The following is a 14,444-nucleotide window of genomic DNA, read 5'->3' as shown; positions in this document are numbered from 1 at the left end:
ATACCGAGATACGTGATTTATGTATAAATGTGTAGTTGTGTAAGAAAGAAGTGTAGAAACAATGTTTTTATTACCTGAACAGCAGTTGAATCGCTGTACAAGAGTTATGCAACAACGCTTATATCCGTATATAAATACTGTTTTATCGCATTGTAAAATTCGAGCATATAAGATTGCTGGAGAACCTATTTCTTCTGGCGAATTCTTTTCTAAGCTAAAAAGAAACGATATTGCGTTTCGCTCATTTAATGCTCCAGGCGTTTGGGGAACAACTTGGGGTACAACGTGGTTTGAAGTTACAGGGGCGATTGATTTTTCAAAGGTAAAAGGGCGCAAAGTTGAGCTAAATGTTGATTTAGGTTGGATTAGCAATCTTTTTCCTGGTTTTCAGGCAGAAGGATTAGTGTATAACGTTGACGGAAGAGTTATAAAAGCTGTAAACCCTTGTAATCATTGGGTTCCGTTGATTGATGAGCATAATAATCGTTCTATTAGTATTGATGAAAATGGTAATTTTACTTTATATTTGGAAGCTGCAGACAATCCATTTGTTGAAGGACATACTCCATTTTCTCCTACTGATTTAGGAGAGCGTGCTACTGGAAAAACCGAATGTCAATATATGTTGAAGTATATTGACGTTACTGTTTTTAATCGCAATATTTTTGATTATTACATGGATCTTGAGACTGTAAGTTCTTTGATGCGCGAGTTAAATGATGATAATCCGCGTTATTGGAAACTAGCTAAAGCTTTACAGAACTCCTTAAACGCGTATGATGAGCATGATTTTTCTACTGTTCAAAATGCTCGTAAAGAGTTGCATGATGTATTAAGTCAACCTGCTGCATCAAGCTCTATAAAGCATACGGCTGTTGGTCATGCTCATATTGATTCTGCTTGGCAATGGCCTGTGCGCGAGACGCATAGAAAGGTTGCGCGAACTGTATCTAATGTTTTAGCTCTTATGGATGAGGACCCTGATTTCACTTATGCTATGAGTTCTGCTCAACAATACGAGTGGCTAGAAAATGAGCATCCTGATTTGTTTGAGCGTATGAAAAATAGGATTAAGGAAGGACGTTTTATACCCGTTGGAGGTATGTGGGTTGAGTCTGATGTAATGATGCCATGTGGTGAATCTTTAATTCGCCAAATGACTTTTGGTAAGCGCTATTTTAAGGAGCATCTTGGTGTGGATCCGCATGGCATTTGGCTTCCAGACAGTTTTGGCTATACTGGAGCATTGCCTCAAATCGCTCGCCGCGCTGGATTTGATTGGTTTTTAACTCAAAAGCTTTCTTGGAATGATACCACTAAATTCCCGCATCATTCTTTCCTTTGGGAGGGAATAGACGGTTCTAGGATTTTGGCTCATTTCCCTCCATCTAATACTTATGCTTCATCTGTGAGCATGCATGAGCTAGTTTATTCTCAACGCAATTTTTTGGATAAAGATTTATCTGATCATGCAATATTGCTATACGGTTTTGGCGACGGAGGTGGCGGGCCTACTCGCGAAATGACTGCTCGTATTAGGCGCGATCGTAATTTGGAGGGTGCTCCTAGAGTTGATTTCGGCACTCCTGATGAGTTGTTTGAAAAAATACGAAAAGATATTGTTGACGATTCAAATGGCAATATGCCAGTGTTTAAGGGTGAGCTTTATTTAGAGTTGCATAGAAAAACTCTTACTTCTCAGCAAGATATGAAGCGCTATTGCCGAATAGAGGAATCATTGTTGCGCGTTGCTGAATATCTTGTTGTTTTAGCAAGAGTTTATGCGCCAGAATACCGTTTTAATAATGATGAGCTTACTAGAATTTGGAAGACATTATTATTGAACCAGTTCCACGATATTCTTCCAGGCTCTGCTATTGCATGGGTTCATAGACAAGCTAGAGAAGAATATGCTAGAGATATTTCTTGTTTGCGTAAAATCATTTCAAATATTGCCAATGCGATTGTAAAAGCTAGCAGTACAGCTAGCACTAACAGCGCGATTAATATGCGTAAAAATGTAAAGTTATTGACTTATACGGGTAAAAATGATGTTGCTTGGAATTTATATCAATGCAATGAAAGCAGTAAAAATAATAAAACAACTGTAAAACACAAAAATGATGGTGGAATAATTCTTGATAATAGTGTTTTAAGTGTGACTATTGAACGCGATGGCACAGTGTCTTCTGTTAAAGATATTAAATTTAATCGCGAGCTAATTCCATCTGGTTATCGCATGGCGCAATACGAGATACTAAAAGATGAGCCGTATCAATGGGATGCGTGGGATGTTGATCGAGATGCGTTTATGAGGAATCGTAAGATTGATGATTCTTCAATTGTTTGTGTTAAAGAACTTTTATCGGGCGGTGTGTCTGTTGAAATCTTGGCATGTAAAAAAGATATAAAGATTAAAACAAATATAGTTTTAGAGCCGTGTGTTAAACGACTTGATTTCCATGCGCAAGTTGATTGGAAAGCTAAAGAGCAATTTTTGAAAGTAGATATGCCAACATCTATATGTTCAAATAATGCGCAATATGAGTGTCAATATGGTTTAGTTGAACGTCCAATAGTAAAAAATACTCGTAGTGACGATGCAAAATTCGAGTCATGCACGCATAGGTTTGTTCGCATAGAAGATTCCTCTTATGCTGTTGCTGTTGCGAATTCGTCTACTTATGGCGCTGATGCTTCTCCTATTGGCGATTATTCTTCATCTTATGGAACTATGCTCAGATTATCTTTGCTTTCTGCGCCTCTTTACCCAGATCCAAATACGGATCAAGGTAAGCACGAGTTTACTTGGTCATTTATTGCTGATGCAAATATGGACTCAGTTTTAAGTGCGGCTAATCTTTTGAATTCGCCAATCATTGATAAGCTTCCAGATGTAGATCCGCTGTTTACGATTCATAGAAACTCAGGTCTAATTGCATTAGATTGGGTTAAGCTAGCTGACGATTGTTCTGGAGACATAATCTTGCGTATTTACGAGCCATGTGGTGGCTGCGCAAGTGGGCAAATAAAACTCAACAAAATCTTGCGTGCGGCCTCAATCGAAGAAGTAGATCTTATGGAAATGCCATTGTTGCACGGTATGCCTATAGCTTTGCACAAGAATAATGATGAGTTAAATATAGAATTACGTCCTTTTCAGCTATGCTCATTGCGTATTCACATTGCATCTGAAACTACAGTTTCTATTAATTGATAGGATGTTGAGAGTTTATGAAAAATAAAGAAATTGATTCTAAAAAGAAAATAATAATAGATACAGATTGTGGTTCGGATGATGCTATGGCAATTGCCATGGCTTTAAATGATCCTAGATATGAGATATTAATGTTTTGCACTGTATCAGGAAACGTGTGCATGGAACAAGCGACTATTAATACGCTTACTACTATCGAGCATGCTGGTTCGTATGAGCCACCTGTATATAAAGGAAGCAGAAGCATGCTCTTACGCGATTTGGCTTATGCTCATGAAACTCATGGTAGAGATGGAATGGGTGATATTGGTCTAGTGCCTCATCGTTTGAAAGAAAGTAATGGTAATGCTGTTTTGAAAATGATTGAAACTTTAAGAAACAGTGAAGATGGTGAAATAGACATTATTGCATTAGGGCCATTAACTAACATTGCTCTAGCTATTAAGGTTGATTATGAAGCGATGAAAAAAGTTGGTCGCATAGTCGTTATGGGATCTGCTGGTTTAGGCCGTGGAAATGTTTCTCCTGTAGCAGAATTCAATATTTGGCAAGATGCAGAAGCTGCAAAGATATTAGTTGATTCTGGTCTTAAAAATATTATGTTTGTTGGATGGGACGCATGCTTGGGAGAATGTATGCTGAATCCACAAGAAATTGCTAATATTCGCAAAAGTGGAGAACTTGGTAAGTTTGTCATTGATTGTAATAGGGAATTAATGGAAATGAATATTAGCCGTTTTGGGGATGCTTATCTAGATATGGCTGATCCATCTGCCGTTGCCGCTGCGTTATATCCTGAATGTATAAGCGAGTGCACAAAATATTATTGCCAAGTTGATGCAACTCCTGGACCAAGTTATGGCTCAGTTCTTGTTGATGCTAATTTCTTCTCTGGTAAAACTCCGAATGTTGAAATATGTAGTAGGCTTAATCCCGAAAAATATAAAAATTACATTTATCGTACTTTGCATGTTGTAGATTAGCAAAATTTGTTTTTACTAACATGCTTTCTATATTGAAATAATATTTAAATACGACCGAGTTTGTTTATGGCTATTCACAAACTTTCTCGGTCGTATTTATATTTAATGCGTATAAATTAATGCGTATATTTTCAGTATAAATATACTTTAGTTGCCGAAGTCAATGTCTCCAAGCTTTTCAATAAGCTTCATGTTTTCGCTATAATCCACTGGGCAAGCTATAACGTCAACACCGCTTTCTTGAGCCAAAGCCTCTTTAAGCATGTTGTATAAGTCTTCTGGCTTTTGTACAACGTGGCCTCTTGCGCCAAAGCTTTCCGCCAATTTTGGAACATTTGGATTAGTAAAATCAACGTATTCGTGTTCTCCAGCGTGCAAGTCCATCTTCCACTTAATTAAACCGTACGCGTTATCTTCCCAAACCAAAACCACCATTCTAGAGCCAACGCGAACAGCGGTTTCAATCTCTTGAACGTTCATCATAAAGCTGCCGTCGCCCATAACAGCAAGAACAGGCTTTGTGTTGATTTTTCCACTATTATCTTTAATGAACGATGCTCCAACAGCTCCAGGCAAAGTCCAAGCCATTGTAGAAAGGCTGTTGTCTATAATGCAAGTGTTTGGATACATTGTTGGGTAAAGTCTTGCCATCCACATTTTTAGTGCGCCAGTATCTACAAGAACCTTAGTTCCTTCTGCAACAGCACGACGAGTATCGTAAACAACGCGCTGAGGCTTCATAGGAATGCTGTTATCGTTTTCAAACGAACGCAACTCGTCTGTAATCATTTGACGAATCTTTGGGTGAGTTACGTCAAAAGTAACGTTTCTATCTTTAAGCACACTTGTAAGCGCTTTAAGCGTTTGAGCAATATCTGCCATAATGTTTAGTGCAGTAGGGTAGTGAGCGTCTGTGTCTTCAACAAATGTGTTTATGTGAATAATCGTCTTGTCAATATTTGGATTAATCTTCTTAGGGTCAAATTGCTGAATTGAGAATCCTACAGCAATAATCAAATCTGCTGTGTCGAAAGCAAAATTCTCATAATCTCTATGCATAAATCCAACTACGCCAAGAGCGTTCGGATGATTATCTGGGAACACGCCTTTGCCTTCAAACGTTGTTGCAACTGGAACATTAAGCTGTTCTGCAAAATCTAGAAGCTGTTCTTGAGCGTGGCTTCTTGCAACGCCGTTTCCTGCAAGAATAATCGGCCTTTTTGCTTGGCTAATTATTTTAGCAGCTTCGTAAATTGTGTCTGGAGCTGGAAGAATATGTAACGGCTTTGGAAGCGGAAGTGGCTTAGCATCTTCTGGCACGCTCATTTCGCTAATATCTTCTGGAATAACAAGGCATGTTGCTCCAGGTCGCTTTCTTTGAGCGATTGAGAAAGCTTTGCGAACCATTTCTGGAGCTGTGCTTGGAGCAAGCATCATAGAAGACCATTGAGTGATTGGTTGGAATAGTGCTACTAAATCAATGATTTGGTGAGATTCCTTGTAAAGTCTAGATACGTTTCCTTGAGCGCATATTGCAACAAGCGGAGTTGTGCTTGCATTCGCTTGAGCTACAGGAAGCGTAAGATTTAGTGCTCCAGGCCCTAGCGTTGCCAAGCATACGCCTGGCTTTCCAGTAATATGCGCATAAGTTGCGGCCATAAAGCCTGCGCCTTGCTCGTGGCGAGTAAGCACAAAGCGTATGTTTCCATTTCGCTCAATTGCCTCTAAAAGCGGAATATTTTCTTCGCCCGGGATTCCAAAAACAACCTCAACGCCTTCGTTTACAAGGCATTCTACGATTAAGTCTGCTGTGTTTCTTTTATGGCTTGCTGTTTTTTGAGCTTGCGATTCTTGATTTGTCATAATTGCGTTTCTCGCTTTGTGCTTAATATGCTTGTTAGCCTTACGACTTCTTTTCCATTTATACTATAAGACTCTAAGACATGTGCATCTTGCGCGTGTCACAAAAATGGGCGGATTTTTACATATTTGCTTTGTGGCAAAACTAAAGCGCTTTTAGCACCCTATGCCTTGCTATTTCAACGATTTTGTCGGGAATTTTTTCCTCTTTGGATTGGGTTTCTTATACAATTTTATAAGTTGTGTATTTTTGTTACGGAGGAACGATGAGGCGTTGGCTTCTGAATCTGGTCAAATGTGAGACCATCCTTATTGTGGCCGCCGTTTTAGCTGTTATTTCTTGTTTTTTCGTTCCGCCTGATGCGCAATATTTTAGTTATATTCACGTAAACACTATTTCTCAACTTGTTTGCTTAATGATGGTTGTTTGCGGATTCCAACGAATAGGCGTTTTTAGAAGCATTGGCGCGAATCTTCTTAGAAGAGTTAGGACTGAGCGCGGATTAGTTCTTGTTCTTATGTCTCTAACGTTTTTCTCGGCAATGCTTATTACTAACGATGTTGCTCTTGTGACTTTTGTTCCTTTTGCGATTTCTGTTTTGATGATGGCGAATGCCGAAAAGCACGCAATTCTTATTGTGACTTTAATGACGATTGGTGCAAACGTTGGAAGCATGCTAACTCCTATTGGCAACGCGCATAATTTGTATCTTAAAGCGCTTACTGGAATGTCTACTGGCGACTTTCTTTCCATTATGGCTCCGTACACGCTTACTGCTGCGATTCTTATGATTGCGTTTGCGTTTGTGTTCTTTAGTTCTAGAAAAGTCGATCAGTTTGAAGGATTGCACGGAGACGATATTGAGCAAGGCGTTTTGGCTCCGCATTCTAAATCGCCTAAGCCAGACGAGATTCGCGTTATGGGCTACGGTGTTGGCTTTACTCAATGGCGAGTTGTTGTTTACAGTCTTTTATTTATTTTGTGCTTGTGTGGAGTAGCTGGCTGGATTCCAGACTGGATTATGGTTTTGGCAGTTGTTATTGCCTTTATTATTTGCGATTCGCATGTGTTCCGCGCTTTGGATTGGGCTTTGCCTCTTACGTTTATAATGTTCTTCATTTTTATTGGAAACATGCGCAGAGTTCCTGGATTTACCGAGATTGCGCAAATGTGGGTTGGCTCTCACCCTATGGAAGTTTCGGTTGTTTCTAGTCAAATGATTAGTAACGTTCCAACAACTATTTTGCTTTCTGGATTCTGCGACCAATGGAAGATGCTTATTATTGGCACTAATCTTGGCGGCATGGGAACGCTTATTGCGTCTATGGCGTCTTTGATTTCGTACAAGAGCATTACGCATAAGTACCCTCATAATAAGGGTCGCTATTTGCTTATGTACACAATTGTGAATCTTCTTTTCTTGGCTGTTTTGATTGGCTTAGCTTGGATTATTGAATAGTTTCTGGCGTGTCTTTTTAAGAATTATTGTGATTATTTTCACATATTTTTAAGTTATTGACGAATTAAAGACTATTAATTTTTAGATTATATACGATTTTGTTATATTATTTTCTGTTAAATCACGATTATGCATAATAATTTTCATTTTATTCAAGATATGCCTAAAAATCACCATAAATTGGATATAACGTTATAACAAATTTATGTCTTGGCTTATCCATTAATATGACTTTTGAATTAAATAAATTCGTGCATTCCGGTTTGACTTAGTTAATTACACTATCTCTCTTGTAATTTGCGTTTTCATGCCAAAATGCGTCTAAAAATATTAACATACAAAATAAGGAGAGAACTGTGAACGGTATTCTTTCTATACTGCTCGATGTTTTCCGGCAACCAGCTGTAATAGTTGCAATGATTTCTTTGATTGGACTTGCAGTTCAAGGCAAAAGTATTTCCAACATTGTACAAGGTTCAATTCGTACAATGGTTGGATTTTTGGTTTTGGCTGCAGGCTCTGGCGTTGTAACTCAAGCGCTTGATCCATTTGGAAGCATGTTCCAATATGCTTTCCACGTTCAAGGTGTAGTTCCAAACAATGAGGCAATTATTGGAACCGTTCTTTTAAAGTACGGCTCAGAATCTGCTCTCATCTTCTTCTTTGGAATGATTGTAAACATTATTCTTTCTCTAACATCTCGTTTCAAATTCATTTATCTAACTGGTCATGTTGCTTTCTACATGGCTAGTATGATTGCAGTAATCTTCAATGTTGCAGGTTTTAATACTTTAACTCTTATTGTTATTGGTTCTCTTGCACAAGGCTTATTGATTACGATTTCTCCAGCGTTGGTGCAATCGTTTATGCGTAAAGCTTCCGCCAAAGATGACGTAGCTCTTGGTCACCCTGCTAGCAGTGGTGTTCTTATTGGAACTTTAGTTGCAAAGCTTACGCGCTCTAAAAAGCATCCGTCTAAGTCTACTGAAGATATTAAGTTCCCATCTGCTCTTGGATTCTTAAAAGATACAACTGTTTTGATTGCGCTTTCAATGGCAATTATTTACGTTGTAGTTGCTCTTTTTGCAGGTCCAGAATTTATTGAGACTAAGCTTTCTGGCGGCCAGAACTTTATTGTGTTCGTTATTCTTAAAGCAGCAATGTTCTCTGCAGGTGTATTTGTTATTCTTGCAGGCGTTCAAGTTGTTTTAGATGAGATTGTTCCAGCATTTAAGGGAATATCCGAAAAATTGGTTAAAAACGCTAAGCCAGCATTGGATGCTCCTATGACATTCGGTTTTGCTCCAAACGCCGTTCTTATTGGATTCCTTGCAAGCTTTGCAGGTGGAATTGTTGGAATGGTTATTATGGCCTTGGCTGGCACAACGGTTGTTATTCCAGGAATTGTTGCGCACTTTATGGCAGGTGGCGTTACTGGCGTGTTTAGCAATGGTCAAGCGGGTAGAAGAGGATGCGTTATAGGCGGTTTTGTTAATGGCCTTGTTATTACATTCTTGCCTTTGCTTCTTTTGCCTGTTTTGGGAAATCTTGGCTCTGCAAACTCAACCTATTCCGACGCTGACTATGGTGTAGCAGGAGTAATATTTGGCTACTCAAACGTTGCTGGAGGAAAGATTCTGCTTATTGTTGCAATAGCCATTCTATACGTTCTTTTCTATGCGTCGTCAATAATATTGACTCGTTTAGAAAACAAAAAAGCTAAATCGCTAGCAACAAACAATTCTGCTTCTAGCGCGTCGAATTACATATTGGACTAATAAACTGATACTATTAGTCCTATATGTATTCAAAAGCGTTTTTGTAAGAATTGTCGTAGAATCATAAGGTTTAAGAATCGTAGGATTTTAGGCAATTCTTACAATTGTTTTTCTAATCATTCTGTTTGGAGAGTGAATTGTGACTGAAGGTGTACCTAAATATGTAGCAGTGCGCGATAATCTTAGAAAGCGCATTGATTTAATGAAGCCGCAGGAGCAGCTCCCTCCAGAATTAGAATTATGCAAACAATACAACGTTAGTCGAATAACACTTAGGCATGCAGTAGATAGTTTGATACTAGAAGGCTTGCTTGTTAGAATCCAAGGAAAAGGAACTTTTAGAGCAAAGAATATTGTTCATAGCTCTAATCGAGAAGTTATATCAGATAAAATTCAAGGATTCTATCAAAATTATTCCGAAAACAATACAAACGTGCGAATCAAGGTTATTCAAAACAGCATTGTTAAAGACGAGTCGGCTGCGAATAAGCTTGGGCTAGATGAATCAGAAGATTTGATTTGCATAAAAAAATTAAAATACGTTGATAACGTTTTATCAAGTTATGTTGTTGTTTATCTTTCAGCATCTAGATTCCCTAAGGTTTTGAGTATAGATTTTTCTAAGCAATCAATAGTGAATTTCTTGGAAAGTGATTATGCTGTAAAGCTTTACGAAAATGATTTATCAATTCGCGTTGAACAGTTATGCGACGATATGTCTGAATTCTTACATGTTGAGCCAAAAACTCCAGCGCTTACTGTTGAGTCGATTGTTAAAGATTCTTTTGGCTCTATAATCGCCTTTGGCGTTGGTATACATACGCCTAATTATGGAGATATTCAGTTTAAGATGCACGTTAGCTCGTGAGTTTTGCGCTGTTTTGTGTGTGCTATTTTCTTTGTTTAGAATACAAAAATCCCCGTTGCCAAATGAAATCAAATGGTAGCGGGGATTTTTCAAACTCTAATCAATTCGCAATTATGCGATTATTAAAGAGCGTTTATTGCTACAGCAAGACCAGACTTGCGGTTTGCAGCCTGATTCTTGTGAATCACGCCACGGCCTGCAGCCTTATCGAGCTTCTGAGAAGCTACTGCAAAAGCAGCTTGTGCAGCAGCCTTGTCACCAGCGGAAATGGCTTCGCGAGTAGCGCGGATAGCAGTCTTCAAAGCAGACTTTACTGCCACGTTACGCTTGTGTGCCTTTTCATTGGTGAGCACGCGCTTTTTCTGCGACTTAATGTTTGCCACTATTACTCCAAACGACGTTTACTATACTAAGGACATACAGTGTGCAAGCATAGCATGGTTTATGGATAAGTGTTTCTAGGCCAGTCAAGTGTTTCTAGGGTAGTCAAGTTGCTAACATTAGTTAGTTGCAATACTTTTCGCATATTTGATTGCTCGTATAGTCTTAAAAGGAGATATTTGCTTTGATTACACCGCATAACCAGCCAGGATTTACGGATCAATCGCTGATACGCAACTTCTGCATTATTGCGCATATAGATCACGGCAAGTCTACTGTAGCAGATCGCATTTTGCAGCTTTCGGGAATTGTGCCAGAACGCGAGATGCGAGACCGATTTTTGGACCGCATGGATATTGAGCAAGAGCGCGGAATCACTATTAAATCGCAAGCTGTTCGAGTTCCGTGGACTTTTGACGGCAAAGAGTACTCGCTTGGAATGATTGATACTCCAGGTCACGTTGATTTTACTTACGAAGTTTCGCGTGCACTTGCAGCATGCGAAGGTGCGGTTTTGCTTGTGGATGCAACGCAAGGTATTGAAGCGCAGACGCTTTCTAACCTTTATATGGCAATCGAACACGATTTAACGATTATTCCTGTATTAAACAAAATCGATTTGCCTAGTGCGGAGCCAGACAAGCATGCAGAAGAAATAGCTGGCTTAATTGGATGCAAGCCTAGCGATGTTTTGCGTGTTTCTGGAAAAACTGGCGAAGGTGTAAAAGATCTTCTCGACCAAATCGTACTGGAAGTGCCAGCTCCTAGTGGAAATCCTAATGGTGCTGCTCGTGCGCTTATTTTTGACTCCGTCTACGATTCGTATCGCGGAATCGTCACCTATATTCGTATGGTTGATGGCGAGCTTAAATCGCGTGAAAAGCTTCACATGATGGGCATTGGCATGACGCACGATCCTATTGAAATCGGCGTTATTAGCCCAGATATGACTCCAACAAAGGCGCTTGGAGCGGGAGAAGTCGGCTACGTAATTACGGGTGCAAAAGACGTTAGCCAATCTAAAGTTGGCGACACAATTACTAGCGCTGCGCACCCTGCGTCTAAGCCGTTGGAGGGATATAGAGACCCTAAGCCTATGGTTTACGCAGGTCTTTTCCCAATCGATAACGCGCAATTCCCAGAGCTAAGAGATGCGCTCGATAAGCTAAAACTTAACGATGCTGCTCTTATTTATGAGCCAGAAACGTCGGTTGCATTGGGCTTTGGTTTCCGGTGCGGATTCTTAGGTCTTTTGCACATGGAGATTGTTTCCGAGCGCTTAAGTCGCGAGTTTGGCTTGGATCTTATTTCAACTGCTCCAAACGTAACTTACGACGTTACTAGCGAAGACGGCACAGAGCATCATGTGACTAATCCTAGTGAGTTCCCAGAAGGCAAAATCAAGCGCATTATTGAGCCAATGGTTGCTGCCGATATTATTGCGCCCAAAGATTTTATTGGTGCGATTATGGACTTGTGCCAAGATCATCGCGGAGAAATGGGCACAATGGAATACATTAGTGCCGACCGCGTGGAAATGCACTACAGGATTCCTCTTGCGGAAATCGTTTTTGACTTCTTCGATCAGCTTAAAAGCCGCACAAAGGGCTACGCTTCGCTAGATTACCACGAAGATGGCGAGCAAGCTGCAGATCTTGTTAAGGTAGATATTCTTATTCAGGGAGATAAGGTTGATGCCTTTAGCGCGATTGTTCACCGAGATAAGGCTTATTCTTACGGCGTTATGATGACGAAGAAGCTTCGCGGACTTATTCCTCGCCAGCAGTTTGAGATTCCAATTCAAGCTGCGATTGGCTCGCGTATTATTGCTCGCGAAACTATTAGTGCGCTTAGAAAAGACGTGCTCGCTAAGTGCTACGGCGGCGATATTACGCGTAAGCGCAAGCTTCTTGAAAAGCAGAAGGCTGGTAAGAAGCGCATGAAGATGCTTGGACACGTTGAGGTTCCGCAAGAAGCCTTTGTTGCGGCTTTGGCTACGGATGATGGAGCAAACGATAGAGACACTAAAGATAAGATTCGCGCTGCGCAAAAATCCGAAGGCTGAGGCTTATATTGAATTTTGAATCGAACAAGTCTAGTGAAGATTCGCGTTCAATCATGCCTTTTGAAGTGTACGTGCATGTGCCGTTTTGCTTGCGACGCTGCGGTTACTGCGATTTTAACACGTATACAGCTCGCGATTTGGGGGAGGGCGCAAGTCGAAGCGGATACGCGGATGTTGCAATTCGCGAGATGCGTCTTGTAAAAAAGTGGCAGGAATTCCACGGGATTTTCGAGCCTAAAGCGCAATCTGTTTTCTTTGGTGGCGGCACTCCGACTGTTCTTAAAGCGCAAGATTTAGTGCGAATTTTGCGTGAAATCAGCGAATTGTGGGGCATTATGCCTGGTGCGGAAGTCACAACGGAAGCAAACCCAGATACTGCAGACGAGTCTTATATTGAAACGCTTGCAAAAGGCGGATTTACGCGAATATCTTTTGGAATGCAATCTGCTGTGCCACACGTGCTAAAAACGCTTGACCGCACGCATACTCCAGAAAACGTAGAGCGCGGAGTTAAAGCGGCGGATGCTTGCGGATTGCGATCTAGTGTTGATTTGATTTATGGCGCTCCAGGGGAGAGCATAGACGATTGGCGAAAGTCCGTAGAAATGGCTTTGAGCCTGGGCGTTAATCACGTTTCCGCGTATGCGCTAACAGTAGAGCCGCGCACAAAAATGGGTCGCCAGATTGCTGCTGGCACAATTCAAGCGCCAGATGACGATGATGAAGCAGCAAAATACGAGTTGGCAGATAGTCTTTTTAGTTCTGCTGGCTTAAAGTGGTACGAGATTTCTAATTGGGCGCGCACTGGTTTTGAGTCTCGTCACAATCTTGGATATTGGAAGAATATTGATTGGGCAGGAATTGGCCCTGGAGCGCACTCGCACTACAATTCTGCTAGCGGCATTAGCAAGCAAAGTATGGATGATTGCGCTGTTTTGGCGGATTCAAGCAAGTTTTACAATCTTAGATCTTGGGATATTTTGCATCCAAAACGCTGGGCGCAGGCGATTAATGCAGGAAACGTGCCTTGGCAAAACTACGAGTGTATAAACAGTGAGGACGCGTTAATAGAAGAGGTAATGCTTGGATTGCGCATTAGGGAAGGGCTTAGCGTTGATGAATTGTGCGCAAAGATGCGTAAAGCCAATTGCGGATTTGATGATTCGTATTTGCAAAAAGTGATAATCGAAGTGTGTAAAGAAGATTTGGCAGTGTTGCACGAGAATCGTATTATTGCAACTCGCAAAGGTAGGCTGCTCAACGATTTATTAATCGAAAAAATTGTTGATGCGTGCCAAAATGGCGTAGTTATGCGTTAAAATGATTCGTATTGTGTGAAAATTCAACGCAGAAAGGAATCAATCATGGCAAACCGCAAGGAGCGTAGAGCAAAAGCCAGGCAGAATCGTAGGGGAATCCCGTCTCAATACGATCAAACAAATGGCCGCGGTCGTGGCGGAATGATTGACGAATACAATCTGCAAGAACATTCAAGAAGACTCCAAGAAAATGGAGTTGATGGATGGAAGCCATCTTCTAGCGTTACGCAAAGCCAGAACAAGATGGAACGCAATATTAAGCGCGCGCAGGCTGGAGACGATACGTGGAATGCTGTTCGCAAGGTTATTGGTGTGTGCTCTTGGGCTGTTCTTTTGCTTTCTGCGTTTGCTTTCTTAGTGCTTATGTGGCTGCCAAGCCAGCCAATGGTGCTTGTTATAACTGTTGCAGTGTTGTTTGCTTTGGGCGTATTTGGTCTGTTCTTTAGCTTTAGCAACTCTAAGCAAAATCCGCGCCTAGACGAACACGGCACAGCGCTTTAAGTGTATTTATGT

10 protein-coding genes are annotated in these 14,444 nt (G+C 40.7%); 8 read left to right on the top strand and 2 right to left on the bottom strand.

Going from position 1 to position 14,444, the window contains the following annotated elements; genetic code table 11:
- The first annotated feature begins 61 nt into the window (after window positions 1–61).
- Both HXT30_RS03195 and HXT30_RS03190 read left to right on the top strand, forming a co-directional pair.
- The gene (locus HXT30_RS03195; RefSeq protein ID WP_422111257.1) at window positions 62–3,217 is read left to right on the top strand and encodes an alpha-mannosidase; all 3,156 of its coding nucleotides are present in this window, start codon (window positions 62–64) and stop codon (window positions 3,215–3,217) included.
- A 17-nt stretch (window positions 3,218–3,234) separates the two neighbouring features.
- Complete coding sequence (locus HXT30_RS03190) at window positions 3,235–4,200, top strand: nucleoside hydrolase (RefSeq protein ID WP_016796709.1); 966 nt, start codon at window positions 3,235–3,237, stop codon at window positions 4,198–4,200.
- 147 nt (window positions 4,201–4,347) lie between these two features.
- Here the strand turns inward: HXT30_RS03190 and HXT30_RS03185 are convergent, their stop codons facing one another.
- Complete coding sequence (locus HXT30_RS03185) at window positions 4,348–6,063, bottom strand: acetolactate synthase large subunit (protein WP_422111256.1); 1,716 nt, start codon at window positions 6,061–6,063, stop codon at window positions 4,348–4,350.
- 263 nt (window positions 6,064–6,326) lie between these two features.
- Between HXT30_RS03185 and HXT30_RS03180 the strand changes: the two genes are divergently transcribed.
- From HXT30_RS03180 to HXT30_RS03170, 3 genes are all read left to right on the top strand, one after another.
- On the top strand, window positions 6,327–7,520 hold the full coding sequence (locus HXT30_RS03180; RefSeq protein WP_032817949.1) for an SLC13 family permease: 1,194 nt from the start codon (window positions 6,327–6,329) through the stop codon (window positions 7,518–7,520).
- Between the two features lie 356 nt (window positions 7,521–7,876).
- On the top strand, window positions 7,877–9,298 hold the full coding sequence (locus HXT30_RS03175; protein WP_422111813.1) for a PTS ascorbate transporter subunit IIC: 1,422 nt from the start codon (window positions 7,877–7,879) through the stop codon (window positions 9,296–9,298).
- A 139-nt stretch (window positions 9,299–9,437) separates the two neighbouring features.
- Window positions 9,438–10,166: a GntR family transcriptional regulator gene (locus HXT30_RS03170; RefSeq protein ID WP_422111812.1), complete on the top strand. Its 729-nt coding sequence runs from the start codon at window positions 9,438–9,440 to the stop codon at window positions 10,164–10,166.
- A gap of 122 nt (window positions 10,167–10,288) precedes the next feature.
- On the opposite strand, the gene rpsT is transcribed toward HXT30_RS03170, so the two are convergent.
- The gene (rpsT, locus tag HXT30_RS03165; protein WP_004130697.1) at window positions 10,289–10,549 is read right to left on the bottom strand and encodes a 30S ribosomal protein S20; all 261 of its coding nucleotides are present in this window, start codon (window positions 10,547–10,549) and stop codon (window positions 10,289–10,291) included.
- Between the two features lie 182 nt (window positions 10,550–10,731).
- On the opposite strand from rpsT, the gene lepA reads away from it, so the two are divergent.
- Genes lepA through HXT30_RS03150 form a run of 3 tightly spaced genes read left to right on the top strand, consistent with a single transcriptional unit; the run spans window position 10,732 to window position 14,432 of the window.
- A complete protein-coding gene (lepA, locus tag HXT30_RS03160; protein ID WP_422111811.1) occupies window positions 10,732–12,612 on the top strand; it encodes a translation elongation factor 4 in 1,881 nt (626 codons plus the stop codon).
- A gap of 53 nt (window positions 12,613–12,665) precedes the next feature.
- Window positions 12,666–13,931: a radical SAM family heme chaperone HemW gene (hemW, locus tag HXT30_RS03155; protein WP_422111830.1), complete on the top strand. Its 1,266-nt coding sequence runs from the start codon at window positions 12,666–12,668 to the stop codon at window positions 13,929–13,931.
- A gap of 45 nt (window positions 13,932–13,976) precedes the next feature.
- The gene (locus HXT30_RS03150) at window positions 13,977–14,432 is read left to right on the top strand and encodes a tripartite tricarboxylate transporter TctB family protein (RefSeq protein ID WP_422111810.1); all 456 of its coding nucleotides are present in this window, start codon (window positions 13,977–13,979) and stop codon (window positions 14,430–14,432) included.
- Window positions 14,433–14,444 lie beyond the last annotated feature (12 nt).

It is taken from the genome of Gardnerella sp. DNF00571G, from assembly GCF_049262695.1.
GTDB lineage: Bacteria > Actinomycetota > Actinomycetes > Actinomycetales > Bifidobacteriaceae > Bifidobacterium > Bifidobacterium piotii.
Note: the sequence above shows the minus strand (reverse complement) of the source record. Positions and strands in the feature narration are given on the sequence as shown.